Annotated in this window: 28 protein-coding genes; 8 read left to right on the top strand and 20 right to left on the bottom strand. The window is 36.5% G+C overall.

The window, feature by feature from the left end:
- Nucleotides 1-62: 62 nt before the first annotated feature.
- The 13 genes from MIDI_RS03415 to MIDI_RS03370 form a co-directional block, all read right to left on the bottom strand.
- Nucleotides 63-461, bottom strand: coding sequence for a hypothetical protein (locus MIDI_RS03415; RefSeq protein ID WP_041185439.1), 399 nt, complete (start codon nucleotides 459-461; stop codon nucleotides 63-65).
- 114 nt (nucleotides 462-575) lie between these two features.
- Entirely contained in the window at nucleotides 576-677 is a 102-nt protein-coding gene (locus tag MIDI_RS10235) for an FG-GAP repeat domain-containing protein (protein WP_148234131.1), read from the bottom strand.
- On the bottom strand, nucleotides 646-924 hold the full coding sequence (locus MIDI_RS03410) for an FG-GAP repeat domain-containing protein (protein WP_160162244.1): 279 nt from the start codon (nucleotides 922-924) through the stop codon (nucleotides 646-648). The genes MIDI_RS10235 and MIDI_RS03410 overlap by 32 nt, the downstream gene beginning before the upstream one ends.
- Nucleotides 925-970: 46 nt before the next feature.
- Complete coding sequence (locus MIDI_RS07940) at nucleotides 971-1141, bottom strand: VCBS repeat-containing protein (protein WP_013951188.1); 171 nt, start codon at nucleotides 1139-1141, stop codon at nucleotides 971-973.
- 352 nt (nucleotides 1142-1493) lie between these two features.
- Nucleotides 1494-2867, bottom strand: a complete 1374-nt coding sequence (locus MIDI_RS03405) for a porin (RefSeq protein ID WP_013951187.1) — start codon at nucleotides 2865-2867, stop codon at nucleotides 1494-1496.
- 170 nt (nucleotides 2868-3037) lie between these two features.
- On the bottom strand, nucleotides 3038-3412 hold the full coding sequence (locus MIDI_RS03400) for a c-type cytochrome (protein ID WP_148234129.1): 375 nt from the start codon (nucleotides 3410-3412) through the stop codon (nucleotides 3038-3040).
- A gap of 16 nt (nucleotides 3413-3428) precedes the next feature.
- The gene (locus MIDI_RS08600; protein ID WP_160162243.1) at nucleotides 3429-3596 is read right to left on the bottom strand and encodes a hypothetical protein; all 168 of its coding nucleotides are present in this window, start codon (nucleotides 3594-3596) and stop codon (nucleotides 3429-3431) included.
- A 188-nt stretch (nucleotides 3597-3784) separates the two neighbouring features.
- A complete protein-coding gene (locus MIDI_RS03395; RefSeq protein WP_013951185.1) occupies nucleotides 3785-4297 on the bottom strand; it encodes a demethoxyubiquinone hydroxylase family protein in 513 nt (170 codons plus the stop codon).
- 6 nt (nucleotides 4298-4303) lie between these two features.
- The gene (locus tag MIDI_RS03390) at nucleotides 4304-4774 is read right to left on the bottom strand and encodes a disulfide bond formation protein B (RefSeq protein WP_013951184.1); all 471 of its coding nucleotides are present in this window, start codon (nucleotides 4772-4774) and stop codon (nucleotides 4304-4306) included.
- 9 nt (nucleotides 4775-4783) lie between these two features.
- The gene (locus tag MIDI_RS03385) at nucleotides 4784-6280 is read right to left on the bottom strand and encodes a S1C family serine protease (RefSeq protein WP_013951183.1); all 1497 of its coding nucleotides are present in this window, start codon (nucleotides 6278-6280) and stop codon (nucleotides 4784-4786) included.
- Nucleotides 6281-6300: 20 nt separating this feature from the next.
- Nucleotides 6301-7740: an Asp-tRNA(Asn)/Glu-tRNA(Gln) amidotransferase subunit GatB gene (gene gatB / locus MIDI_RS03380; protein ID WP_041185690.1), complete on the bottom strand. Its 1440-nt coding sequence runs from the start codon at nucleotides 7738-7740 to the stop codon at nucleotides 6301-6303.
- A gap of 332 nt (nucleotides 7741-8072) precedes the next feature.
- Nucleotides 8073-8795 (bottom strand): 3-deoxy-manno-octulosonate cytidylyltransferase, encoded by a 723-nt coding sequence (locus MIDI_RS03375; protein ID WP_013951181.1) that lies wholly within the window; start codon nucleotides 8793-8795, stop codon nucleotides 8073-8075.
- The gene (locus MIDI_RS03370) at nucleotides 8792-11563 is read right to left on the bottom strand and encodes a hypothetical protein (RefSeq protein WP_013951180.1); all 2772 of its coding nucleotides are present in this window, start codon (nucleotides 11561-11563) and stop codon (nucleotides 8792-8794) included. The genes MIDI_RS03375 and MIDI_RS03370 overlap by 4 nt, the downstream gene beginning before the upstream one ends.
- Nucleotides 11564-11673: 110 nt before the next feature.
- Between MIDI_RS03370 and MIDI_RS06310 the strand changes: the two genes are divergently transcribed.
- A complete protein-coding gene (locus tag MIDI_RS06310) occupies nucleotides 11674-12336 on the top strand; it encodes a YdcF family protein (protein ID WP_013951179.1) in 663 nt (220 codons plus the stop codon).
- On the opposite strand, the gene lpxB is transcribed toward MIDI_RS06310, so the two are convergent.
- From lpxB to kdsA, 3 genes are read right to left on the bottom strand one after another with little or no spacing between them, the layout of a single operon-like run.
- On the bottom strand, nucleotides 12301-13497 hold the full coding sequence (gene lpxB / locus MIDI_RS03360; RefSeq protein WP_013951178.1) for a lipid-A-disaccharide synthase: 1197 nt from the start codon (nucleotides 13495-13497) through the stop codon (nucleotides 12301-12303). The genes MIDI_RS06310 and lpxB overlap by 36 nt on opposite strands.
- Entirely contained in the window at nucleotides 13467-13931 is a 465-nt protein-coding gene (smpB, locus tag MIDI_RS03355) for an SsrA-binding protein SmpB (protein WP_013951177.1), read from the bottom strand. The genes lpxB and smpB overlap by 31 nt, the downstream gene beginning before the upstream one ends.
- Complete coding sequence (gene kdsA, locus MIDI_RS03350) at nucleotides 13928-14767, bottom strand: 3-deoxy-8-phosphooctulonate synthase (RefSeq protein ID WP_013951176.1); 840 nt, start codon at nucleotides 14765-14767, stop codon at nucleotides 13928-13930. The genes smpB and kdsA overlap by 4 nt, the downstream gene beginning before the upstream one ends.
- Nucleotides 14768-14850: 83 nt before the next feature.
- Here kdsA and MIDI_RS03345 point away from each other — a divergent pair, with 83 nt between their 5' ends.
- The 7 genes from MIDI_RS03345 to MIDI_RS03320 all read left to right on the top strand — a co-directional run bounded on the left by MIDI_RS03345 (nucleotide 14851) and on the right by MIDI_RS03320 (nucleotide 19649).
- Nucleotides 14851-16137 (top strand): bifunctional folylpolyglutamate synthase/dihydrofolate synthase, encoded by a 1287-nt coding sequence (locus MIDI_RS03345; protein ID WP_013951175.1) that lies wholly within the window; start codon nucleotides 14851-14853, stop codon nucleotides 16135-16137.
- Nucleotides 16138-16208: 71 nt separating this feature from the next.
- Nucleotides 16209-17645 (top strand): NADP-dependent isocitrate dehydrogenase, encoded by a 1437-nt coding sequence (locus MIDI_RS03340; protein ID WP_013951174.1) that lies wholly within the window; start codon nucleotides 16209-16211, stop codon nucleotides 17643-17645.
- A gap of 397 nt (nucleotides 17646-18042) precedes the next feature.
- Nucleotides 18043-18306, top strand: coding sequence for an FG-GAP repeat domain-containing protein (locus MIDI_RS03335; RefSeq protein WP_160162242.1), 264 nt, complete (start codon nucleotides 18043-18045; stop codon nucleotides 18304-18306).
- A 93-nt stretch (nucleotides 18307-18399) separates the two neighbouring features.
- Nucleotides 18400-18546, top strand: a complete 147-nt coding sequence (locus tag MIDI_RS08595; RefSeq protein WP_160162241.1) for a hypothetical protein — start codon at nucleotides 18400-18402, stop codon at nucleotides 18544-18546.
- 48 nt (nucleotides 18547-18594) lie between these two features.
- Nucleotides 18595-18924 (top strand): hypothetical protein, encoded by a 330-nt coding sequence (locus MIDI_RS03330; RefSeq protein WP_041185435.1) that lies wholly within the window; start codon nucleotides 18595-18597, stop codon nucleotides 18922-18924.
- On the top strand, nucleotides 18902-19189 hold the full coding sequence (locus tag MIDI_RS03325; protein ID WP_041185434.1) for an FG-GAP repeat domain-containing protein: 288 nt from the start codon (nucleotides 18902-18904) through the stop codon (nucleotides 19187-19189). Before MIDI_RS03330 ends, MIDI_RS03325 begins: the two co-directional genes overlap by 23 nt.
- Complete coding sequence (locus tag MIDI_RS03320; protein WP_148234127.1) at nucleotides 19170-19649, top strand: hypothetical protein; 480 nt, start codon at nucleotides 19170-19172, stop codon at nucleotides 19647-19649. The genes MIDI_RS03325 and MIDI_RS03320 overlap by 20 nt, the downstream gene beginning before the upstream one ends.
- Before the next feature lie 312 nt (nucleotides 19650-19961).
- Here the strand turns inward: MIDI_RS03320 and rodA are convergent, their stop codons facing one another.
- Genes rodA through MIDI_RS03300 form a run of 4 tightly spaced genes read right to left on the bottom strand, consistent with a single transcriptional unit; the run spans nucleotide 19962 to nucleotide 24043 of the window.
- Nucleotides 19962-21080 carry a rod shape-determining protein RodA gene (rodA, locus tag MIDI_RS03315; RefSeq protein ID WP_013951171.1) on the bottom strand — a complete coding sequence of 373 codons (1119 nt, stop codon included), beginning with the start codon at nucleotides 21078-21080 and terminating at the stop codon, nucleotides 19962-19964.
- A 4-nt stretch (nucleotides 21081-21084) separates the two neighbouring features.
- Nucleotides 21085-22164, bottom strand: coding sequence for a peptide chain release factor 1 (gene prfA / locus MIDI_RS03310; RefSeq protein ID WP_013951170.1), 1080 nt, complete (start codon nucleotides 22162-22164; stop codon nucleotides 21085-21087).
- A gap of 8 nt (nucleotides 22165-22172) precedes the next feature.
- On the bottom strand, nucleotides 22173-23090 hold the full coding sequence (locus MIDI_RS03305) for a DMT family transporter (RefSeq protein WP_013951169.1): 918 nt from the start codon (nucleotides 23088-23090) through the stop codon (nucleotides 22173-22175).
- 2 nt (nucleotides 23091-23092) lie between these two features.
- The gene (locus MIDI_RS03300; RefSeq protein WP_013951168.1) at nucleotides 23093-24043 is read right to left on the bottom strand and encodes a DMT family transporter; all 951 of its coding nucleotides are present in this window, start codon (nucleotides 24041-24043) and stop codon (nucleotides 23093-23095) included.

The following is a 24043-nucleotide window of genomic DNA, read 5'->3' as shown; positions in this document are numbered from 1 at the left end:
GGTAGATTTGGGTCGTTTAGAGATCTTTGGCCATCTGAGCCCGCTCCTCCTCTGCGGCAACACTACCTACTGCGCACGTCAACACAAGCCTTCTTGGGGGCATGGCCGTCGCCACGGTGCTGTTCTGGCACATGTTGTAAACGTTTATAAATTATACCTAAACCTACTATCACTATTGCAGATACGATGCCTCCGACAATGCCTCCAACCATTGCTATATTTGAAGATGATAGTTCCTGTTCTTCTAAATTTGAGCTAACTGTTGTATCTGTTACCATTGTGGAAGGTTTGGTACTGCTTGTTGTAATGCTTGTAGTCGTTGGAATTGTAGAAGCAGTCGTAAGGAGATAAAGTACTGGTTGTTGTGTAGTACCCATAGTTGGCGGTATTAGTATAGTGATGGTATTTGAACCAGCATTAGTATTTAATATATCTTGTTTTCCATCGCCAAGTGATATCACCTATTGCTACTGCTTGAGGGCGGCCGCCAACACTATAGGAAACAGCAGATGCAAAAAAGTATACCATCACCGCTACCTAACAATACGGAAACGGTAGATGAACCGTCATTACTTTCACACTATATCTGGTTTCCCATCGTTATTTAAATCTCCTACCGCTGTTCCCGCAGGCGCAGTACTAACACTATAAGAAACAGCTGGTTTGAAAGTGGCCATTTACCATTGTGAAATCCGTCGCTGTTACACCCCAAGTATAACCGCCTCCAACACTATATAGGACTGCTGCATGAAACGTTCCATCTCCTTTCCCCAATAATGCGGAAACCGAATTCCCATTGTAATTAGAGTTAACTAAATCTAATTTGCCATCTAGATTAAAATCTGCAACAGCGATGATCAAAGGAGCCTCACTCCCCACAGTATAACTCACTGCCGGCTGAATTACTCTTGTTTGAATAGGCAAAACGTTTATCAATATGGGATAGTTCCTGCATGATAGTTAGTAGTAACTATATCAAGTTTTCCATCTCTATTATAAAATCGCCTACCGCCACTCCCCAAGGACTACAGCCACCGATTCCATGTAATGTTGAGGCTTGAAACGTTCTGTCACCTTTTCCCAGTAATACAGCAACTGAATTTCCACCGTGATTACTGTTTACTATATCTAGCCTTTCCATCTTGATTAAAATCTGCAATAGCGATCATGTTAGGCCCATTACCCACTACATAATCTGCTGCTGGCGCGAATAACATATTGGACATAATACAACCTCATAATAAAAGTGTTTTATAAAGCATATAGTTGATGATTTGGGGCAACCATTTTAATGCTTCCAAAGCAACAGATATAACGCTTATTGAGGTGTGTCAATAACTATTTAGAAAAGCTTTGTAGTGACTTGCGGCGTTGGCGATAAGGTGTTGTTTTATCTGAAGTTCTTGGCTTTCAAGTGATTAAGGCAACGTCGGGTAAATAAAAAAGCCAGGCTTTTACCTCTGGCTTTTCGCAGTATCCTAATTTTTAATTGGTTAGAAGTTAGCTTTTAAGCCAGCTAAAACTACATTACCTTTATTTACGCTAAATTTGTTACCGGCTGGTTTATCAGCTGAAACCACTTCCGCATTAGGGCCGCTTTTTTTAGCATACTGAAAGTGGGTATATTCAACAAATGCAGCTACATCATCAAATATCTTATATTGTACGCCAAGGGATAAAGATTGGAATTTGTTTTTGTTACCGTCTTGATCAATTTTGATTATATTTTGATCTTGATCCTTTGCTAACAATCCCAAAGAAGAAGAACTTAAGTAAGTAATACTAGCTCCAATTCTGTCATACTCATAAGCGGTACCTACTGAATAGAACTCATTTTTAGGTTTACCTTTTAAGTAACCGGTGAGTGCAACTCCTTTACCTCCGTTGTCAGTAATGGATTTGATGGTGCCTGAGTTACCCAAGTGCCCATAAGCTGCAGCAATCTTAAAGCCTTTGAGAGCAAGGCTAGTGCCAACTTCAAATGCTGCAAGATCGTGGCGTTTGAAATTATTGCCAGCTCCTTCTCGGTAATCTTTTGATTTACCAAAATTTCCAACTAAAGAAACACCATGATTAACATCATTTGTTGTGGTGCTATATCTGACGGCAGCTTCTATAGTATCAGTATACCCTAAGCCTTTTTTGTTTATTTTGCCATTTGTTACAGCAAAAATTGTACCTTGGTGTTCAGTATCCGGTATAAAGCTTAACCCGATTTCAAAGCCGTTGTAATTTGGTGTGTAATAAGTAATCTTGTTAGCACGTGTTGCATCTGAAGCTGGCAAATTAACGCTTGTATAGAAAGCGAAAGAAGCATTGGAGTAATTTAGCACATTGTTGTTATCCTTAGCTAAAAAAGTGCCGCTGGTGAAGAAGTTATAAAAGTCACCATTGGCACCGCCAGTACCCACAGCTAAAGCGTCTGGAGCTACTTTAATTCCATCGTAAGCACCATTATAGCTTCCTGCTTCCAGTCTACCAAATGCTTTGTTTTCTAAATAGAGCGCGGTCTTATCGGAATTTTCTGGATTTCCGCAAGCAGTTAGTGCCGAGGTGTTAGTATTTAATTTTGTAAAGAAGCCGTAACGATTATCTTCATCTGGATTGAAATTTACATCAAAAGATAAATTGGCTGAAACAGCGAATTTATTAAAACTTAAATTATCATTGACAACAAGATTTCCGTCTTGGTCTCCGCCTAATTTTTTAAATTGTCCGGTTTGGGTTACTGCTGGAGCTACCGCCGTCAAAGAACCACCAATATTCAGGGAGGCTTTATTGTCTTTGGCATTGAAAGAAACATCCGCATAAGCTACAGAAGAAGCTGCAACTAAAACTGTAGTTGCAAGTAATGTTTTTCTAAACATACAAATCTCTTATTTTGTTTATAATGGAAAGCTACTAGAATCTTTTTGCTTTTAAGTACATAAAAATCTCTTTTTAAAGCTTAAAAAAAATAAATAATGACTTTTTCGCAACACTAAATTGCATTAAGTGGTTGTAGTTTATAGTAAAACCTGATTTAGAGACAAAGTTATTATGGTAATTTAGGGGGAGAATCAGATAATGTTCTTAGATATGCTATTAAATTTGCTCTTTCTTCATCTTTCTTAATACCTGCAAAAGCCATTTTTGTGCCAGGGACAAATTTTCTAGGAGCATACAAGTATCTGTACAGTGTTTCATAGTCCCATTTTAGGTTTGGTTGCGCACGGGCAAGTATAGCGGCTGAATATGTGAAGTCTGATTTATGTGCAGTAATAGCATTCACTATACCCCAAAGATTTGGCCCAACTTTGTTAGCTCCGCCTTTTTCTGCAGTATGACACACAGCACATTTTTTAAAGACATCCTCACCAAGTTTAGCATTGGCATTGGCCATAATAGTACGCATGTCAAGCGTTTCAGGCAAACCTTTTGACGCAGAGTCAACCCATACCGTTACTCGTTTCAGCAACTTCTATCTCAAATCCACGCTTTTCTGGTTCAAAAACTGGTCTATAAAAAAGATTACCGAAGTTGTCACTAAAAATGAAAACAAAAATTCCTAAAGCAATTGCAAGTACAATTTTATCAAATTCAAAGTTATCTCCCACTTATCAAAAACCCCGGATGAAGCAACTAAATAAAAAGATATAAGGGGAAAGCTAGACCCAATTTGATTGCTGTGGCTGCTTCTTCTCAGACCTGACCAGATTGGCAACTACACCGCCCTAGCATAAATACCCCAACCATGGAATATAAGGCTTTTTTTATAATTAGTAAATCTAGTATTTTTAACTATTTAAATCTTTTTTGAGATTTTTATTGCAAGCTTAGTCAAAGATCTAACTCCTGCTTTAAGTATCTGATAGGGTAGACTTTCAGCTGAATTATTTAATCCAGTAATTTTGTGTTCTATTTCGTCATTTTGAAATTTTTTTATTTTTTCTTTCAGAGCTCGCTCTTCTTTGCAGTTTTCTAAATAATCTATGTGCTTTTGATAATGCGCTTCTATCACCTCTTCAACCGCAGCAGTACAAGCCATTGTGGCTTTGACTCCAAGTTTGCCAGAAATATATCCAAGTGCATATGCTCCTATATTCCAAATTGGTGACATCAAGGTTGGTCGCACTCTTTTTCTAACCATTTCTTGATTAAAATAATGCAAATGCTCTAATTCCTGCTCATACATACGCTTTACTTTTTTCAGAGAGGAGGAGGTGGCTAAAGCGGCCATTTGTCCTTCGTAAATGCGCTTTGCCCCGTACTCTCCTGCTTGATTGACTCGTATAATTTCTGCTATTTTCTTTGACATAAATTTTTATTTTTGGTCTTTGCAATATATAAAAAGTGTCACGCAACATAGGAATCCTAACAATAAAGCATTCCAGTTTGCCATAGTTAAACCAAGTAATTGCGGTCCTAAAATATCACAAACCGCTATTGAAGCGTCTTCTATATTTCTAACTATCTGTTCTGCTGAATTTATAGGCTCAGAAAAACCAGTGCAGACAGAATTATATTTAAACCAATGTCTTTCAACCCCTGAATGAAAAAATGAAATAATAAAACCTGTGAACAAAATCAAAAAAGTGGTTAATAAGGAAATAATTTTGTTAATATTTGGCTTTAATATAAAGATTAACGAGAAAGATAAGAGTGCGAAATAGACATAGCGCTGGTAATAACAGAGCCGGCAGGGAAGTATGCCTAGAAAGAATTCGCCGATATAGGCGCCGCTAAGTGCCAATATTGATATTATTAGAAGTAGGTGAAAATAATGTTTACACATGGTTTTCTATTATTGCTCTATATTATCATTATCTTGATTTAATATAAAATTTGATTTCCATTCAAGAGTATTATCATCAAATTCTAATAATACCGGCTGAGTACCATAGCTATTATATGTCACCTCTGCACTCATTACAGACTTACTTAGCATGGGCCAGTAGTCGTAACCACTATAAGAGACTAGGTTTTTATAACTAATTGAAAAATGCTTCTTAGCCATTAAATTAGGTATAATTTTAGCTATATCGTCAAGAGAATTAATTGTTTGATTATCAATATTTAATATTTGAGCTAATGGCATATAACCAAAATTTTGGAACCCACCATAAGGGAAAACATCAAAACTTGAGCCTTGTTCAATATTTTTGACTAATACGGCGCCAAGGGGAGCTCCAGAAACTAATCGCATAACGTCATCAACTTCAAAAAATACTGTATCAGCAACTAACAGCATACGTTTTAACTTAGATTTGTTAAGGTCGTACAAATTGATTTCAAGCTCCTGTCTTTGACCATTTCTATAGATAGTTAAATTAATTTTGTCACCTGCTTCATTAATTATTTTTTGAAGCAAATAAAGATTAGCGCCAACTTCTTTGCCATTGATTTTCCAGATTATGTCGCCAGGATTTAGTAATTTTGCAGCCGGAGAGTTAGCTAAAGATCCTTTTACCGTTAGCGCTAAATTCATATAAGATGGGTTTCTTATTATATAATCATCAGCTACCTTCTTTGGGAAATTATAAAATTTTACTAATCGATCTAGAGAACGAAAACCTAAAATAGCGCCAGTATCTTTTCTATTAGGTGTCTTATTATTCTTTAAAGTGAATAAAATATCGTTAATATATTGTACAGGAAGACCATTTACAAATGTCTCGCTACCGCCAAAAACAATTCCTATAACTTGCCCTCTCTCATCGAAAATTGGAGATCCACTTGCTCCTCCTTTCACATTAACACTAATTGCTAAATGCTGCCCTGGAAAGAATGAAGCGCTATTATATAGAGAATTAATGACTCCCTCTTGAACAGAAAAATTATTATTCTGATTATTGCCAATAATTAGAATCTTTTGTTCAGTCTTAGGTTCATAGCTAGCTAACTCAAGTTCTACACAATCGTGAGGCAATTCGGCTGGATCGATTTTTAGAACCGATAAATCTTGCCAAGGATCTTGGTAAATTAGCTTTGCTGGTACTTCTTTTCCATTGAAAAAAGTTAAAAGTAACTCTTGTAATTCTGAAGATTTAGCTATATGGGCGTTTGTTAGAACTAATCCTAATTTTTTATCTACTAAAAACCCGCTCCCAAAGTATTCTCCTTTAAGATTATAAGCGCTTTTTATGACATTTACTTTAACATTTACTACTCCCTTTTTGAGAAGCGATACCTTATCAACCTTATCTCCCTTATCTTTTATTAGTTTCTCCTTTGCGCTAACTGGTTCTACAAAACAAAAAACTAGCAACAAGATGAGGAGGAAGATTTTAAATAGTCTCATTCTTTACCATGATTATAAAATTATAATTTCTTTTTCAGTATATCATTGAGGACAGAAGGATTTACTTTACCCTCTGAAATTTGCATAACCTGGCCTACAAAAAACCCAAAAAGCTTTTCTTTACCAGCTCGGTATTCTGCAACTTTTTCAGGGTTAGCAGCAAGGACCTGATCAACAAATTTTTCGATTTCATCATTATTTGTGACCTGCACCAATCCATGTTTTTCTATTAAAGCTTTTGGTTCTTCCTGAGTTTCAAACATCAATTCAAAAACTTGTTTAGCAATCTTTCCAGAAACTACACCGCTTCTTATAAGCTCAATCAACGCAGCAAGATCTCCAGGTTTTATTGGGGAAGCAATAATTTCTAAGTTGGCCTTATTAAGTTTACCGAATAATTCTGCTATAATCCAATTTGCTGCTAGTTTTGGATCTGTTAGGGCGGCTGTGGCTTCAAAATAATCTGCAATATTCTTATCTGCCACAATCACATTAGCATCATAGTCCGAAATTCCCATTGTACTGATATATCTCGCGATCTTTGCATCAGGCAACTCTGGTAGAGCTTTTCTAATATTTTCTACATATTCTTCCGATAAAATGAGGGGCAAAAGGTCGGGGTCTGGGAAGTATCTATAGTCAACAGCATCTTCTTTAGTACGCATTGGCTTTGTTACTTCTTCATTTGAATCAAAAAGTCTAGTTTCTTGTAGCACCTCTCCGCCTGATTCAAGCAATTCAACTTGTCGCGTTGCTTCATAATTGATTGCTTTAATTACAAATTTTACAGAATTAACATTCTTTATTTCAACTCTAGTACCATATTTGTTGCTTCCTAAGGGCCTGACGGACACATTAGCGTCACATCTTAGAGAGCCCTTTTCCATATCACCATCACAACTGCCTAGATACCTTAGTGTTGAGCGCAGTTTTTTTAAGAATTCTGCAGCTTCTTCGCTACTTCTCATATCCGGCTCGGTTACGATTTCCATCAAAGCTATACCCGAGCGATTTAGATCAACAAAAGTTTCACCGGGACTTTGATCATGGATACTTTTACCAGCGTCCTGTTCGATGTGGATCCTGGCTACTCCAATAGTTTTAATTTGCTTGTCCGGCAGCTCTATGGTAATTCTTCCATTACTCACTATCGGGTGCCTAAACTGAGATATTTGGTAGCCTTGCGGAAGGTCCGGATAGAAATAATTTTTTCTATCAAAGCATGAAAAGAGATTAATTTGGGCTCCAATACCTAAGCCGGTTTTGACTGCTTGTTCAACGCATTTGCCATTAATTGAGGGCAGCATTCCAGGCATTGCGGCATCTATAAAGGATACCTGTGAATTTGGTTCAGCGCCAAACTCTGTTTTACTTCTCGAAAATAGCTTTGATTCTGAAGTGATCTGGGAATGGACCTCCAAACCGATTATAACTTCCCACTCATTTTTGCCTTTTATGATTTGTCCTGAATAAGACACAACATCTCTTATAAATTACCAGTTTCAGTATATTAACTAGCATATTTAGTGAAATTCAACAAGCCTAATAGCAAAGGCGCTTGCAAAAAGATCGTTTACCCAGAGATTGCGGGAGTGAAGAGGTGTATAAAACTAAGGGAAGTTTGGAGATGAAAAGAGCCCAGGGGTGGGGGAGGCATTGAAAAGCTCTGCGGGGGGGGGGGAGCTCACACCCAGTTTAAAGCTTCTCCCTTTGAGGGCCTTATAGAGTAAATGAGCTTTTACAAAGGACAGGGAGTAGAACTTCAAGTTAAAAATGTATGTGTGTCTTAGCGCTAAATAGCTGACTTAAATGCAATTCTTGCTTGTTCTAAATCTTCAAAAGTGTCCACAGATATAGGGGCACTATTGACAACGGTTACATGTATTTTAATACCGTGTTCAAGGGCGCGCAGTTGCTCAAGCCGTTCTCTTTTTTCTAGCTCGGTTTGCTGAGCTTTTACAAATTTTTCTAGGGAATCTGGAGTATACCCATAAATTCCAATATGTTCATATAATTTGCCAGGGCCAAATGGAGCTGTTGCTCGAGTAAAATATAAGGCTTGATTGTTTTGAGTCAAAATTGCTTTAACAACATTGGGGTCATTCTCTTTGTTGCTTTCTGTTATTGGAACAGCTGCGGTAACCATTTCAATGTCTTTCTGGGTTAATAGTTCTCTTGTAGCCGAAATTATCTGCGGATCGATTAAAGGCAAATCTCCTTGAAGATTAATTATATAATCATAATTTCTGCTAAGTTTCTTAAATGCGGCATATACTCTATCAGTTCCTGAAGCTAAATCTGGGTCGGTTTTTATTGCTTCAAAATCATGTTTTTTACCGATATTACAAATATCGTCCCCACAAGCAGCAATAAAGACATCGCCGGCATTAGAAGCCCTTGCCTGATCTGCGACCCTAATGACCATAGGTAGGCCTCCTATGTCGGCCAAGGGCTTGTTTGGTAATCGAATAGCTGCAAGCCTTACTGGAATTATTATTGCAGTGTTAGAGCTCATATTGAATTATTTAGAGAATTTATCATTTCTGAAGTTAATTGATGAATCTCATCGACGTCAAAAGCAAGCTTATTTTTATCTTTTAGCTTTTGTACTTTCGAAATATTAGATAGTAACTGTATAGATTTGTAGTATTTATCATTCGTTGGGATTCTAGGTTTGAAGTCTTCATATAAAGCTTCTAACAATTCGTATTCTTTTAAGTTAAGATATGAAATCATTTGTTTTAATATGCGCTCAACTTCTTTGGCATTTAAAGTAAACTCTTTGTTTCTTATTGAATATATATAAGGTTCTGAAAAGTCATTGAAAGAGCTCCAATCTTTCTTTTGCCAAAAGATTTCACTTTTAATTTCGTCGGATTGATGGCTTATATCATCTTTAAGTAAAGTAAGCACATCTTTATCTTTTCCTAATTTCTGCAAGGCTTTGGCAACGATATGCCGTCTCTCTCTTTCCATGAATTCTGGTAAGTGAAAATTCGGAGACTTAAAATTCATGATGTTAATAGCATTAACTGGCTGGAGATTTTTAATATATGCTGAAGCTAATTTGTTGATTGCGCGCTCTTTTTTAAAGCCTGTTAATCTGTTTTTTACCTGGTGTTCTAATAAAACTATATACCTATCCAATAGATCTAGTTCATCTAAATAATCGGCTACCCTTAAGATAATTTCGTCTCCAATAATACCAATTGGTAATAGATGCTGGAATTCAAAAAATATTTCTAAGGCCTGGATAGGGTCATTGTGGTTGTTATCCTTTTCTAAGAAAAACCTTATAAAGGATTTACTCATGTTGTTACTCATTTGCACGGCTTCTAAGGAAGCTGGGTAATTATTTAATATAGATTGTCCAACTCTTAGTGCCTCGATAATGCGGTTAGTTGTAGTGTATATTTCGTATAGCTTTTTTGAAACTCTAATTTCAAAATTATCTCCTTTCCATCGTAGTCTAACTCTTTCTAGGATTTCTATTAATTGTTCTTCACTGATCATATTTGATTTTCTGAGCATTAGTGCTCTATAATAATGGCAGCGGTTATAGTGAAGGTTATCATCAAACTCTTCAAGGCACCTATCAAAATAATCAAGTGCACTTTTAGTGTCGTGATCTGCTAGGTAGTACCTTGCTATGTCATAATTCAACCTGTTTCTAGAGATTTCGTCTGAATAGTAAAATTTGTTCATTACATTGAGAATTTTATAGGCATCTTCTAAGGAATTGTTTTGAATTTTATATTCAAATGTTATAAATCCTATCTCGGCAAGCATTTGGTCTGTATAATACTGAAGAAAATTATTGTTCAGATTGGTAAAAACCCTTAAGGTATTTGAAAGGGCAACATATTGGTAGTTTTCAGCATTACTATAACTAATAAGTGACTGCCAAAATCTGAATTCCTCTCGGTGTATCGTCGGTACATCTTCAATATCAAAGTTTTGAATTTCATATAGCGCTTTTTGATGGTTTCTGGTGAAAAATTCAAGAGCCGCTAACAATGTAATTACCTGATATTTCTTATTTAGCATTTTGTCTTCTTCACGGGCTAAGTTCAGTACAGCCTTCGCTTCATTATAAAAACCATGTGCCAAGTAAAACATAGTTAACTCAAGCCGTGCACGCGACTTAAAGGATGGTTTAGCTGTTACAATCTTTTTAATTAATTTATCTTCTGTGTTTATAAAAGATTCTTTTCCAGATTGGAAATACTTCGGATTTAGAATGGCCTTTTCTGAGGATCTCATTAGGTTATAGGATAAATTATCATGCTGAGCTAAGTAAATTTCAGGTGCTATATTGAGACCAGATTTCTTAGTTATTGAAAAAGATTTATTGCCCAGAGGGTTAAGGGTAACACCATCAGATATTTTTTCTATAACCACCCCTTGGATGGTATCTAGTATATTGAGATCAACAAATTCTCTTTTGATTAGTATTGCGACATTGCTATTGTAAAGAGGTACGACGCTGATGTTTTTGTGGGTAAATGGATCTACAAAATCTATAGTGCCATAAAATCTTTCTCCTGTTCTGATTGTTAGATAAGGATAAATGTTATTAAATTTTGCGTTAACTTTAATACTCTTTAGTTTTTCGAAGCGGTGTGCAACTTCAATGATCCAGCTATTATCTTGTTTATAGGCTGCGATAATCGTACCTTCAATTTCTTCAGGGAGCTTGACATCAGAGACTATAAAAGTATTGTCATTGTCGATTTTCTTTTGCATCATGTTAGATATTTTGATGTAGTCCTGATTCTTAGGATTAAGGAATTGTTGGGTATTATCAATAAACTGTATATTAGAAAATTTGTCAAAGATAATCCATAATTTTCCGTTATTAATGAAAGCCGCCGCCTTTACAGGTTGATCCCATAAAAAGGTTATAGTAGTTCTTGATAAATTTTGTTCAATTTTGGCAACTGTTGAGGTGGTTTGTGCAAATTTAGGAGTTAATAGTTTTGGGTTCTCACTTAAGCTTTCAGTAGCCTGCTCTAATTCTGTAGGTAATATTGTTTTCGGTTTATTGTTTGTAGCAGAATTTGCGGAATTTATTTTTATAACGTTCTTAGTGCCCTTTTGAGTAGTTAGATTCAGTTTTATATTTATGGGTGCCCTATTTTTTAGTTGCTCAGTTAGTGTGTACATCAATGCCTGTTTTCGCTTTAAAATTGAAATTGGCTCCTCTCCTTGGGCTAATATAGTGAAAAACACGGCGAACAAAAGAGAGGTTATTATAAAGAAATAGCCAATTTGCTTGTACATTTCTGGGTAGTTTATAAATATTGCAAAAACAAGAGTAGCAAAAAAAGAATTTAAAGCAACTTTAAGTTTGAAAAATTAAAAAATTGCTTTGGCTCTAAAAAATACCTAAAATGCGAGTGTGGGTTTTGGCAAATGGCATGATAAATAAGGAGATTTTAATTAGCAGATTGAAATGCAGACTAAAGATAGTAGGATACTCCATTATATTGATTTTTGTTTTTTTATTTCTCGGATTTTTTTATTTTAGGTTTCATATAAAAAACTTTAACGAGCAAAATCCTTCCTGTGATAACTGCCAAGCTATCGTAGTAATTACAGGGGGTGGTAAGAGGATCCAAGCTGGAATAGACTTGTTTAATCAGGGATGCGGAAAAACTCTTTTAATTTCTGGGGTCAGCTCGACATTTAATAAAAGCTATTTAAAGAAATCTATTCCTAACAGTAAAATTGATAAGGTATTCTTAGGGTATGAGGCAAATAATACTGAAAGTAATGCCAAAGAGACCTCGGTTTTTTTAACCATACATGAAATTGAGCGGGTACTGTTAGTAACAAACGCTTATCATATGCCAAGAGCAAAGTTTTTATTTGAAAATTATATATTTGCAAAAAACATCAGTATACATGTTGTGGAGTCTGATGAAGATTTGTTAACTGAAGTAATTGAGTATATAAAATTTGTAGAGACTCATGCGGTATATAAATTTGAAGCTATTAATAAGGCTTATCTAAACTATTTACATGATAAGGTCTCTTTCTGGAAGAATCTTTAATATCACTTCAGCTGCTATTTGGCTTGGCTTAGTAGCGTTACCCACTTTTAGTTTTTGAATTATTTCATCTAGTTGATTAACTTGCTTTTCTCCTTCTTCAAGCAATTTATCCATCTCTTTAAATAGATTATCAGCAGTAAAATTTTCTTGAATTAATTCTGGAATAATCATCTTATCAGCCATCAGGTTTAATATACTGATATACCTTATTTTGATTTTCTTCCTTATTAGCCACGCTGTTATTTTAGAAACCTTATAAAATATTAACATCGGTACCTTGAGAAGTGCGCATTCAATTGCGACAGTTCCTGATTTGATGAATGCAGCGTTGCTAGCGTATAGCAACGCTCTTTTTTCTTCGGCGTCTGTTTTCAATAGAATATATTCTCGAAATTGATAATTGGACAGGATCTCTTGGTATATATGCAAAAGGCGAGGGAAGGTTGGAATAATAAAATAAATACCATGATACTTGCTAATTAATCTAGAGACAGCTTCTAGCAATACTTTTAAGTGATATTTGATTTCTTGCTCTCTACTTCCCGGAGTTACAGTTATTAGTTGATCTTGTTTATTGAATCCAAATTTTTCCTTTATTTCTTCCTTACTTGAGGTAATTTCTTCATCTTCTAAGACAGGATGCCCAACGTAAGTGCAGGGGAGGTGCGCTTCATCGAAATATTTTTTTTCAAATGGCAGTATAGCGAATATATGATCATATAAATCAGCAAATTTTTTAGCTCTTTCAGTTTTATATGCCCAAACGGTAGGAGCTACATACTGTACTATAGGAAAAGCAACTTGTTGCTTTCTTAATTTTTTAACTAGCCGAAGATTAAAGCCTGGGGAGTCTACGGTAATTAAGATATCCGGGTTATAAGATTTAATCCATCTTGCTGTTTGAAACAGCCGGATTAATATTATAGGGAGTTTAGCTATTCCCTCAAAATATCCCATAATGGAAAGATTTTTCATTGGAAAGATTGTTTTAAAGCCTCTTTTAATCATATTCTCCCCCCCGACGCCTCGGGCATCCACTGAGATCTTTTGCTGTAATTGATTTAAAAGCTTTGCAGCGATTAAGTCACCTGATGGTTCGCCGGCTATTATAGCTATTTTATAACGGCCTCCTACTCCATCCTTGATTTTTGTCTCTGCCATTCCCTTTCTTTAATTGTTTCGCGTTTATCATAATTTTTCTTACCTCTGCCTAGGCCCAGCGCTACTTTAACTTTGTTTTTTTTGTTGAAATAGATAGCAATAGGTACAAGAGTATACCCTTTTCTTTTAATGAGCCCGATAAGTTTTCGAATTTCGTTAGCATGAAGCAAAAGTTTCCTAGGTCTTTTTGGATAATGATTATATCGATTAGCTTCCATATACTCTGGAATGTTAGCATTAAGTAAGAAAATTTCTCCGTCGATTTCATCAGCATGGGATTCCGCTATACTGATTTTACCACTCCTTAAAGACTTCACCTCAGTCCCTGTAAGAACGATCCCAGCTTCATAAATGTCTTCTATGAAATAATCATAATAGGCGCGATTATTTTGAGAAATATTCTTTAAAATGTTTTTTTCGTGAAGATTACTCATAAATTTATAGGATACTTTTTAGCTATTTGATCGAACTCAATTAATTCAGTTAGTAACTCTTCTAATTCGGATAAGGGCAGCATACAAGGGCCATCGCTAGGTGCGCTATCGGGGTTCGGATGGGTTTCAATGAATAGGCCAGCAACGCCAGCTGCAACAGCAGCCCGTGCAAGAGGTTTAATGAATTCTCTTTGACCGCCACTACTCAAGCCAAGACCCCCTGGTTGCTGTACAGAATGAGTGGCGTCAAATATAACTGGATAGCCAGTTTTAGCCATAATTGGAAGGGCTCGCATATCATTTACTAGATTATTATATCCAAAAGAAACTCCTCTCTCTGTGAGCAGAATATTTTGGTTCCCAGTTGAAGCTACTTTATCTGCTGCACTTTTCATGTTCTGAGGCGCTAAAAACTGCCCTTTTTTAATGTTTACAGCTTTGCCTGTGTGTCCTGCTGCAATTAATAAATCGGTTTGCCGGCAAAGAAATGCTGGTATTTGTAAGACATCTACATAGTCGGACACAATCTCGCATTGCTCTGGAAGATGTACATCAGTAAGGACAGGGCATTCAATTTGTTTTTTTATTTCTTCAAAAATTTCCAATGCTTTTTCTAAGCCAATACCTCTTCGGCCTTCAATAGAAGTTCTATTAGCTTTATCAAATGAACTTTTATATATACAATTAATACCTAATTTTTTGGTTATCTCTGCAATAGTATGTGCAGTTTCTAATGCGTGTTCTTTAGACTCTATTTGGCAAGGCCCAGCGATTAAAATAAAAGGTAAATTATTATTGGCGATTCTTACTTCGTTAATTTCTATAATTTTATGCATTTTTTTGAGAATTTTTCTTCCTTTATATTATATAATTCATAGTATCTCAATAAATATGCTTTAACTTGACTAAGGAATAAAGAATGAAACTGCCATATTGGCCCATACCCTATGGTAAAAAAGCTATAGATTTGGGCTTGAGTAGAATTAAAGAGATGCTTGCTAAAATAGGTAATCCACATTTGAAGTTGCCCCCAGTGGTTCATGTGGCCGGCACTAACGGTAAGGGCTCGACTATTGCTTATCTAAAGGCTATATTAGAAGCTGCAGGGTATAAAGTTCATCGATACATTTCTCCACATTTGGTGAGATTTAATGAGCGAATCACACTTGCGGGCCAAGAAATAGAGGATGATTTTCTAACGGAAATAATAGAAGAATGCAGAATTGCCGCAGGTGACATGCAATTAACCTTTTTTGAAGGAACAACAGCCGCAGCTTTTTTAGCATTTTCAAGAGTGCGGGCTGATATACTGCTGCTGGAAACCGGTTTAGGGGGAAGATTAGATGCAACTAATGTTATAGATAGTCTATTAATGTCAATTATTACACCTATCTCATTAGATCATGTAGAATACTTAGGGAACACTATTGCGCTTATTGCCAAAGAAAAGGCAGGAATTATAAAGAAGAATTCTAAGTGTGTCATAAGCTGGCAACTATCTGAAGCGATGGAAGTTTTGGTACAAGAATGTGAAAGGATGGGCGCTAATTATTGTGCTTGGGGTAAACATTGGGATTTTTCTGGCACCCAGAATCACTTTTTGTTTAAGAGTAATGAGCATACTTTAGAATTTCCGATGCCTTCTCTTTATGGCCTACACCAAATAGTAAACGCGGCCACTGCTATTGCGGCTATCAACTGCTTAGATGCCTTTAATATTAGTAAGCAATATATAGACTACGGGTTAACTCATACTTTCTGGCCAGCAAGGCTGCAAAAAATTACTTCAGGCGCACTATTTGATATTCTAGAGGATGGATCTGAAATGTGGTTAGACGGCGCGCATAACATAGGAGGGGCGCAAATGCTTATAGCGAGCATTGAAAATATGCCAGAAAAACTCCCTTTATATTTGATAAATGGGCGGTCAAAAGATAGAGATATTGCTGGGTTTTTAGAATGTTTTATTGGCAAAGCAGATTTTTTTTGTGTAACTCATATTAAATCTGAGCCGCTTAGTGAAAGCTCTTACAATATCTATCGAGTTGCGGTTGAAATGGGTTTTAATGCTGAATGTTCGGAGTCGATTAAGGAAGCAGTTGAAAAATGTTTAGTGCATGCTAAGGGAAAAAGCATTAGAATATTGATTTGTGGTTCTTTATACCTGTCAGGAGATGTTTTGGCAGTGGATCAAGGTGTGATTTGACTTTACTGCTTGACCGATATTTATTATACAGCGAAACTAACTAAATAAGATAATTCGAATAGGATATAGAAATGAAAGATGCAAAAACAATAGTTGTTGCCAAAGGCGATGGAATAGGGCCAGAAATTATGGAGTCAGTACTCGAGATACTTAAATCTGTTGTAGCTAGGCTTAATTTTGAGTTTGTTGAAATAGGCGAGAAGCTCTATACTCAAGGGGTTTCAACAGGAATATCTAAAGAAGCGTGGAACGCTATTAAAGAGCACAAAATCTTATTAAAAGCGCCAATTACTACCCCTCAAGGCAAAGGATATAAAAGTTTAAATGTGACATTTAGAAAGGTGTTAGGTTTGTTCGCAAATGTTAGGCCGGTCGTATCTTTTCAGCCATTTGTTAGTGGTTCTGACAATAAAGTAGACATGGTGATTGTAAGGGAAAACGAAGAAGATTTATATGCTGGTATCGAATACCGCTCAACAGAAAGCAGCTATCTGTCGCTTAAGCTAATTTCTAAAGCAGGATGCGAAAGAATTATTAGGTACGCATTTGAATATGCAAAAGTAAACAAAAGATCAAAAGTCACCTGTGTTATTAAGGACAATATCATGAAGATTACTGATGGCCTTTTTCATAACATTTTTAAAGAAGTTGCTAAGGAGTATGAGGGGATTACTGCTGATAGCTATATAGTTGACATAGGAGCGGCAAGGATCGCGAAAAAACCTCAGCTGTTTGATGTAATTGTAACTTTGAATCTATATGGTGATATTTTATCCGACATAGCTGCAGAAGTATCTGGTTCAGTTGGTCTTGCTGGAAGCGCTAACATTGGGTCAGAATATGCAATGTTTGAAGCGGTACATGGCTCGGCCCCAGATATTGCAGGTCAAAATATTGCTAATCCTTCTGGGCTTTTAAATGCGGCTATCTTGATGCTAAATCATATAGGCCAACAGGATATTGCGGCTAAAATTCAAAATGCTTGGCTCAAAACTATTGAAGATGGCATGCACACAGTTGATATATTTAATTCAGCAAGCAAGAAGAAGCTTTCTACCAAGGAATTCACAGAGCTTGTGATTAAAAATTTAGGTGCTATCCCAACTCAGCTTAAAGCTATTGAAGCTAAATCTTCAGAAAAAATCAATGTTCAAGTAGAGCCAATAAAGCAGGTGCATAAAGAAATGGTCGGGGTCGATATTTACTTGATGGATCATCAAAGATCAGTGGAAGAAATTGCTGAAATTTTCAAATCTAATAGCTTAAACTTAGTCTTAAAGAGCATAGCACAAAGGGGGTTGATTGTGTGGCCTACCGCTGAGGCTGAAGAGGTTGGTAATAGTATGATGAGATTGAGGTTCTTAGCGAAAGAAAGCGTGAAGTTATCTTCGAAAGATATTCCAGATTTATTGAATTTGGTTTTGCACAATGGTTTGGAAGTAGCATTACTGCATAGTTTGTATAATTATGACGGTATTGATGGTTTTTCCAAAGCGCAAGGGGAATAACTGGTGCTAACTAACCTATATATACTTCCTTAACAGTTGATAGTTAAAGTGAGTTTGCAAGGGCGGGCCATGAAAAAAGCAAACGGGCCCCTTTCCCCCAGCAGATCATCTCGCTTATCACGCAAACGATGAAATAATATTAAAATGTTATTAATAGTTGTTGACATAAATTAATAGCGGTTGTACTCATTGTTGGGTGCGCTTAAATGGCGCTGTATGTGATCTCTTATCAAAAAAATAGCCCAAAATTTTTAAAGACGAGGTAAACCTTGGCTAATGGGGAGGGTTACGCTTGAGGTTAATCTCTTAAAGTTAACAATTTAATATGTGGGGGATTTGATATGTTTTTTTATCAACAACAAATTATGTAGTGGGTCAAGGAGCTACTTGTGTAGATGTGGCAGACTTTAATGCCGATGGAAGGCGAGATATAGTGGGTACTATTTATGTATCTAATATAGTGATTGTGCTAATAGGAAAGGGTGATTTGGATTTTGAGATTTTCACTTATGGTGTTGGTCCTAATCCTTGGGGAGTGGCCGTGGCAGATTTTAATGATGATAATAAACTTGATATAATTACTGCTCATCGTGTAGGAACCAATATTGGGATACTATTAGGAAATGGCAATGGTGGTTTTCAACCAGCAAAGATATCATAGTACCGGTACAGGGCCTGTTGGGATAACAACAGCTGACTTGAATTTTGTGATGGCAATACGGACATCATTAATGCTTGTTATAATGAAAATAAAATGACCATATTGTTGGGCGATGGTAATGGTAGTTTTCAGCAGGCAGTTTATTATAACATTGGCAACAGGCCAGAAGGAGTGAGAGTAGCTGGTCTTGATGGGGGGCTCGCCCCTGATAAATCGTTGCCAGTCAGGGTTCTAATATAGTTTCAATAAGCAGTCCTGCAATATTTGCTCCAGCGGTGAGCTAACCAGTTGGAAGGGAGCCTGTATCCTTTAAGTGTAGTTGATGTGAACTGTGACGGTAATCCAGATGCGCTAACAGCAAACATTGATAATAATTCAGTTTCTGTCTTATTAGGCAACGGCGGTAGGACTTTTAAGTCTGCTGTCTCTTATGGAGTTGGTTCACCTGGTGGGCCAGGGAGATATAATAACAGCAAATTGGGGGTGCACCCACAATTTCTATATTATTTAGGTTATGGAGATGGAACTTTTGCAGCAAAACAAAACCACGAAGTTGGGGACTATCCTGGTGTTGTTTTTATAGCAGATGTCAATAATGATGGTAGCAAGATGTATTAACAAAGCCAATTTTTTCAGTCAAACAATCTCAGTGCTGCTTGGGAACGGCAGTGGAGGTTTTGTTTCAAGGCAAGATTATGAAGTTGGGTATAGCCCTCAAAGATTGTCTCTAGCTGATGTTAATCTTGATGGTAAATTAGATGTGGTAGTGGCTACTAATTTTGATAATCCTATTTCCATTCTTTTAGGTAATGGTCAGGGCAGTTTTAGTGGTTATAAAGGCATAGATTTAGGGACGTATGCAATTGTTTGCGACAGATATTAACAATGATGGTAGAGCAGATATTGTTGCTACGAGTAGGGGTGGTTATAAAGTTTACTCGCTGCTTAATATATACCCACTAACTGCTACCACCTCAACAACGACAACAACCACGCCGACCACTACAACAACTGAGTTAACAACTACTTCTTCTCTATGCATTCCATTATCTGCAGTTAAATCCCATGTTTTTAGCGCTCTCACCTTAATTGGAACTATTAGAGCGGTTATATATAGTAAATATGGGGTTGAATATGAGGATGGTGAATTAAAGACCTCGATTGCTAGCACAATATCAAACAGTAATGTGGCACTTCATATATGTGGGGGCGGGATGGTTGGTTGTGCCGACGAAATTTGTAACAACAAAGTACTTAAGACCCCAGATTCTGAGTTTTGTATTTGTGATGATCTAGGGATCATCACAAATGTTCCGAATGTGTTTGATTATCTAAGCCATTAAAAAAGGGATAGCATATGTACCGTACCTTCCTCCTAGTTGACATTATAGGGGACGGGCAAAGGAAACTTAGAGAAAGGAGGGCCTTAAGGAGGAGCGTATAAAGTTCGTATGAGGCGCATATTGAAACACAAATCTTGGGATAACGACTCTTTTCAAGTTAACAGAGTATATACTGCGTATAAATGAAGAATTGGAAAATTCTCAGCGAGATACGGGCCATATTTTTTCGTTGTAAACTCGCTTCAGCTATCCAAGCTATCTTGGAGGAAAATTAAAACGTATTTGTTTGGCTTAATAAATTTGGTATGAATCCTAGTAAAGCCTGATAGTGCTATTTTTGCTGCTTTTATCTACGCTCAAAATTAGCCCTAATCCCATTAATACTGAGACTAGGTTTGAGCCGCCGTATGATAGTAAGGGGATAGGGGTGCCAACAACTGGCAGTAATCCAGAAATCATACCCACATTGATGAATACGTGCAAAAATATCATAGTGCCAACCCCGATTGCAATCATTTTACCAAAATGATGTAGAGAATTAAAAGCGATGCGATAACAAGTAAAAAGCAAGGCCATGTACATAACCATGATGATACAAAAGCCTAAAAAGCCCCATTCTTCTGTAAGGAGCGTAAATATAAAATCGGTATGCTTTTCTGGTAAAAAACTTAATTGGTTTTGACTGCCCTTTAAAAACCCTTTGCCGAATAATCCTCCAGCCCCTATCGCGATTTTTGATTGGGCTATATTATAACCAGCTCCTAGGAGGTCATCTTCTGGATTTAAAAAAGTTAGAATCCTCTTTTTTTGATAATCATGAAGGAAGTTCCAAGCAAGAGGTAAAGAAGATACCACTGCAATTCCTGGTATGATAAAAAGCCACTTATTCACTCCGGAAGCAAAATATATTGTAATCGAAATCATAATTACAATGAGAGTAGTCCCCAAGTTTGGCTGTTTAAATATTAAAATGGCCGGGATAAAAATAATAATAGTTGGAACAATTAAAAAGTTTATCTTTCTTATGTCGCTATAAACACGGGCGTGAAAGTATCTAGATAGTGCGAGTATTACCCCTAATTTTGCAACTTCTGACGGTTGGACGTTGATGATACCAATCCTTAGCCACCTTTGAGCGCCCATGGTGGTATAGCCTATCAATTCAGCAATAACTAGGCTTAATATACAAAGTCCATATATATAGTAAGATAAACTGTATAAGGTGGTAATTTTTATGAACCTTAAGAGCAGCATAACAAAAGTAAATACAGTAAAAGTGATGCCTTGCTTTAAAGCCCATGGGCTGTAATCGCCATTTGCTGCAGAGTAGAGCATAGCAGAGCTTATAACCGCAAAAAAGACCACAATTGATGCAATTGAAAGAACAGTCGGATCAAAAAGTGCAAGACTAACTTTGCGTGTTAATTTCATTTTTTTAAGAATTATCTTCGGCCAATAACCTTGATTGCTCGTCTGCGATTAAAGCATCAATAAACTGATCCAGTGTACCTTCATTTACAATTTCGTCAAGCGTATAAACAGTAAGGTTTATTCTGTGATCTGTCACTCTGCTTTGAGGATAATTATAGGTCCTAATTCTTTCTGAGCGGTCTCCGGTACCAACTTGGCTCTTTCTGGACGCAGCTCTTTCTGCTTCTTTTTTTGATCTTTCAGCATCATAAAGTCTAGCTCTCAATATCTTTAACGCTCTAGCTTTATTTTTATGTTGCGATTTTTCATCCTGCTGACAAACTACTATCCCGGTTGGAATATGCGTTATCCTAACCGCGCTATCGGTTGTGTTGACGTGCTGCCCGCCTGCACCGCTTGCTCTATAGACATCTATTTTTAAATCTTTTTCTTCAATAGTTATATCAACTTCTTCGGCCTCAGGAAGAACAGCAACTGTTGCAGCTGAGGTGTGCACTCTTCCGCTTGTTTCTGTTTCTGGCACTCGTTGCACTCTGTGTACCCCTGATTCATATTTTAATCTGGCGAACACTCCTTTGCCGCTTATGCTAACTGAAGCTTCTTTATACCCTTCTAAATCAGTTTCAGAAATTGAAAGGATTTCAAATTTCCAACGTTTGGACTCTGCGTACCTTTGATACATCCTAAATAAAACGTAAGCAAAAAGAGCAGCTTCGTCTCCTCCAGTACCAGCTCTGATTTCTAAGATCGCTCCTTTATCATTATCTGCATCTTTAGGCAGTAGTGCTAATTTCAGATTATGTAGAACCTGCTCATTTTTTTCTTGAAGTAAGGGCAATTCCTCTAGAGCCATATCTTTAAAGTCTATATCGGCGTTAGGCTCACTGATTGCTGCTTCTAGATCAGCAATTTCTTGTTTTAATTGAGTATAGCTATTAATTAAATGAACTACATCGCTTAATTCAGCACGTTCTTTGCCTAATTTGGCAAAATCAGATGAACTCATTGCTTCAGGAGCCAGCAGTACATTCTCGATATATTTATAGCGCTCAATTATTTTGGCTAATCTTTCTTCAAATTGCATAAAATCTACTAATTTTTTTCTTCCACTTTTTGGTTTTTTAATGCGGCATTTCGTTTTGTTTCACTTTTTATTAAGTATAATCCGCCAGCCATAATCAAGAGATAGCCAATTATGGAATATTTATCTGGTACTTCATGTAGGAATAAATACCCCAATAGACCAGTAAATACTAGTCGAGAGTAGTCAAAAGGCATAACTGCGGAAATATCAGAAAATTTGAATGCTTTAAAGAAAGAAATTACATGAATAAGGTGAAATAACGCTAGCAAGGCAAGGTACTTTATATACTCTGGCTTAATTGGCCGCCAATTTTGAATTGCAAATGGCAGCGCAAAAATTGATCCTATAAGCATTACATAAAAAAGTTGAGCTTTACCTCTCTCAGTTTTACCTAATATCTTAATTGATAAGTTGTTAACAGCCCAAAATATTAAAGCTAAAAATATGAAGAAATATTTGCTATTAAACTCATTAAAACCTGGTTTAGTAACAAAAAGGGCTCCTACAAATCCACAGGCTATTAATACAATTTTTGCTTTGGTAAAGTGTTCTTTAAAATAAAAAATACCTATGGAAACAACTATAATATGTTCGAGATAAGTAATTGCAGCTGCATCTATGACACTAATTGCGGTGAGGCTATAAAAGAAGCATAAATTGGCCATAACGCTGAAGGTGCCGCGAGTTACATGGACTCCTATTTTGCTGGTTCTTAAATTCCTTTTAAAACCGCCATGCATACACCAAGGTAGTATCGCCACTAAAATACTGAATTTATATAGAAATGCTACCTGATGAGGATGCAAAACATGGGTTAAATTTTTAGCTGTAACATAAAGAGCAGCCATGGCAGCGGCATGCACAATCATAAGTAAAATTCCAGCGATGCTTTTTTCTATTTTAAACGATTTCAGTTCTTCAAACATGCTCATCCTTCATTGACTAGGTCTTTTTTCTTTTTTAAATACTCGGAGCGCGCAAGCATTAATCCACTCGCAACTACACATACATACCCAAGCCATGCAGTTAGGTTTTCTAAATCTGAAAATACAATATAATTTAAAATTCCAATAAAGATTAATCTAAAATAGTCATAGGGCATGAGCAATGAAAAATCTGCGCCTCTTACTGCAAAAAAGAATGCGATACTATGGGTAAAGTAGGCAATTGTGATTAACATGATATATTTGAAATTATTCCAATAAAATAGTTCTGGATTTGGTATATGAAAAGAAGTGGGCAGTGGTATAGAAAGCAATACGAGGTCCCAGTACTCCCAGCTAAACAGCGCTACTAAAATACTTACTAATACAGAAAAGAACATACTGTAAAGCAATTGTACTTCTGCTTTTATTAGCTTTCCAATTTTTTTTATTACTCCGGCATTTGATCCCCAACAGGAGACTGCTAGAAAAACAAAAAAGTAGTAAGGGTTAAAATGAAATTTTTGCTCTGCGTTTACGCTTAATACTTCCGGGAACAGAATAAGAAAAGCGCCGGTCAGACTGCTAATAATTGCTATTAATTTTATCTTAGTAATTCTTTCATTAAAAAATAAAATACCTATAAAGATCCAAAAAATTTGTTCTAGATACCCAAGAGCAGTAGCATTTACGATATTAACGTGTTGTAAACCGTACATAAATGATAAAGATCCAGTGGCCGTGAGTAGACCTCTCAATACAAGTAGGCCGGTATGAGGAGTATAAATAACCTGTACACCTTTACGTAATACCCAAGGTATAAGGCAGAGAAATAACATGGATTTGTAAAGAAGGACGATTTCTACAGCTCTAAGAGATTGTGAAAGATACTTAACTCCAGTGAAGATGCCAGCAACGGCGGCTGCATGAAGCAGAACCAGGGAAATACTTAACAT

Origin of the sequence: Candidatus Midichloria mitochondrii IricVA (assembly GCF_000219355.1) — a bacterium.
Taxonomy (GTDB): Bacteria; Pseudomonadota; Alphaproteobacteria; order Rickettsiales; family Midichloriaceae; genus Midichloria; species Midichloria mitochondrii.
This window is presented reverse-complemented; position numbering and strand designations above follow the sequence as displayed.

Bases quoted from the DNA above. Each gene is read 5' to 3' on its own strand.
- MIDI_RS03395 (WP_013951185.1), bottom strand. From the start codon at position 4,297: ATGTCAAAGAAAATAGCAGAAATTATACGAGTCAATCAAGCAGGAGAG.
- MIDI_RS10235 (WP_148234131.1), bottom strand. From the start codon at position 677: ATGGCCACTTTCAAACCAGCTGTTTCTTATAGTGTTAGTACTGCGCCT.
- MIDI_RS03370 (WP_013951180.1), bottom strand. From the start codon at position 11,563: ATGTACAAGCAAATTGGCTATTTCTTTATAATAACCTCTCTTTTGTTC.
- MIDI_RS03375 (WP_013951181.1), bottom strand. From the start codon at position 8,795: ATGAGCTCTAACACTGCAATAATAATTCCAGTAAGGCTTGCAGCTATT.
- prfA (WP_013951170.1), bottom strand. From the start codon at position 22,164: ATGCAATTTGAAGAAAGATTAGCCAAAATAATTGAGCGCTATAAATAT.
- smpB (WP_013951177.1), bottom strand. From the start codon at position 13,931: ATGAGTAATCTTCACGAAAAAAACATTTTAAAGAATATTTCTCAAAAT.
- MIDI_RS03385 (WP_013951183.1), bottom strand. From the start codon at position 6,280: ATGAGACTATTTAAAATCTTCCTCCTCATCTTGTTGCTAGTTTTTTGT.
- rodA (WP_013951171.1), bottom strand. From the start codon at position 21,080: ATGAAATTAACACGCAAAGTTAGTCTTGCACTTTTTGATCCGACTGTT.
- MIDI_RS03345 (WP_013951175.1), top strand. From the start codon at position 14,851: ATGAAACTGCCATATTGGCCCATACCCTATGGTAAAAAAGCTATAGAT.
- MIDI_RS03390 (WP_013951184.1), bottom strand. From the start codon at position 4,774: ATGTGTAAACATTATTTTCACCTACTTCTAATAATATCAATATTGGCA.
- MIDI_RS03340 (WP_013951174.1), top strand. From the start codon at position 16,209: ATGAAAGATGCAAAAACAATAGTTGTTGCCAAAGGCGATGGAATAGGG.
- lpxB (WP_013951178.1), bottom strand. From the start codon at position 13,497: ATGGCAGAGACAAAAATCAAGGATGGAGTAGGAGGCCGTTATAAAATA.
- MIDI_RS03305 (WP_013951169.1), bottom strand. From the start codon at position 23,090: ATGTTTGAAGAACTGAAATCGTTTAAAATAGAAAAAAGCATCGCTGGA.
- MIDI_RS07940 (WP_013951188.1), bottom strand. From the start codon at position 1,141: ATGGAAAGGCTAGATATAGTAAACAGTAATCACGGTGGAAATTCAGTT.
- MIDI_RS08595 (WP_160162241.1), top strand. From the start codon at position 18,400: ATGACCATATTGTTGGGCGATGGTAATGGTAGTTTTCAGCAGGCAGTT.
- MIDI_RS06310 (WP_013951179.1), top strand. From the start codon at position 11,674: ATGCGAGTGTGGGTTTTGGCAAATGGCATGATAAATAAGGAGATTTTA.
- MIDI_RS03300 (WP_013951168.1), bottom strand. From the start codon at position 24,043: ATGTTAAGTATTTCCCTGGTTCTGCTTCATGCAGCCGCCGTTGCTGGC.
- MIDI_RS03325 (WP_041185434.1), top strand. From the start codon at position 18,902: ATGATGGTAGCAAGATGTATTAACAAAGCCAATTTTTTCAGTCAAACA.
- MIDI_RS03405 (WP_013951187.1), bottom strand. From the start codon at position 2,867: ATGTTTAGAAAAACATTACTTGCAACTACAGTTTTAGTTGCAGCTTCT.
- kdsA (WP_013951176.1), bottom strand. From the start codon at position 14,767: ATGCATAAAATTATAGAAATTAACGAAGTAAGAATCGCCAATAATAAT.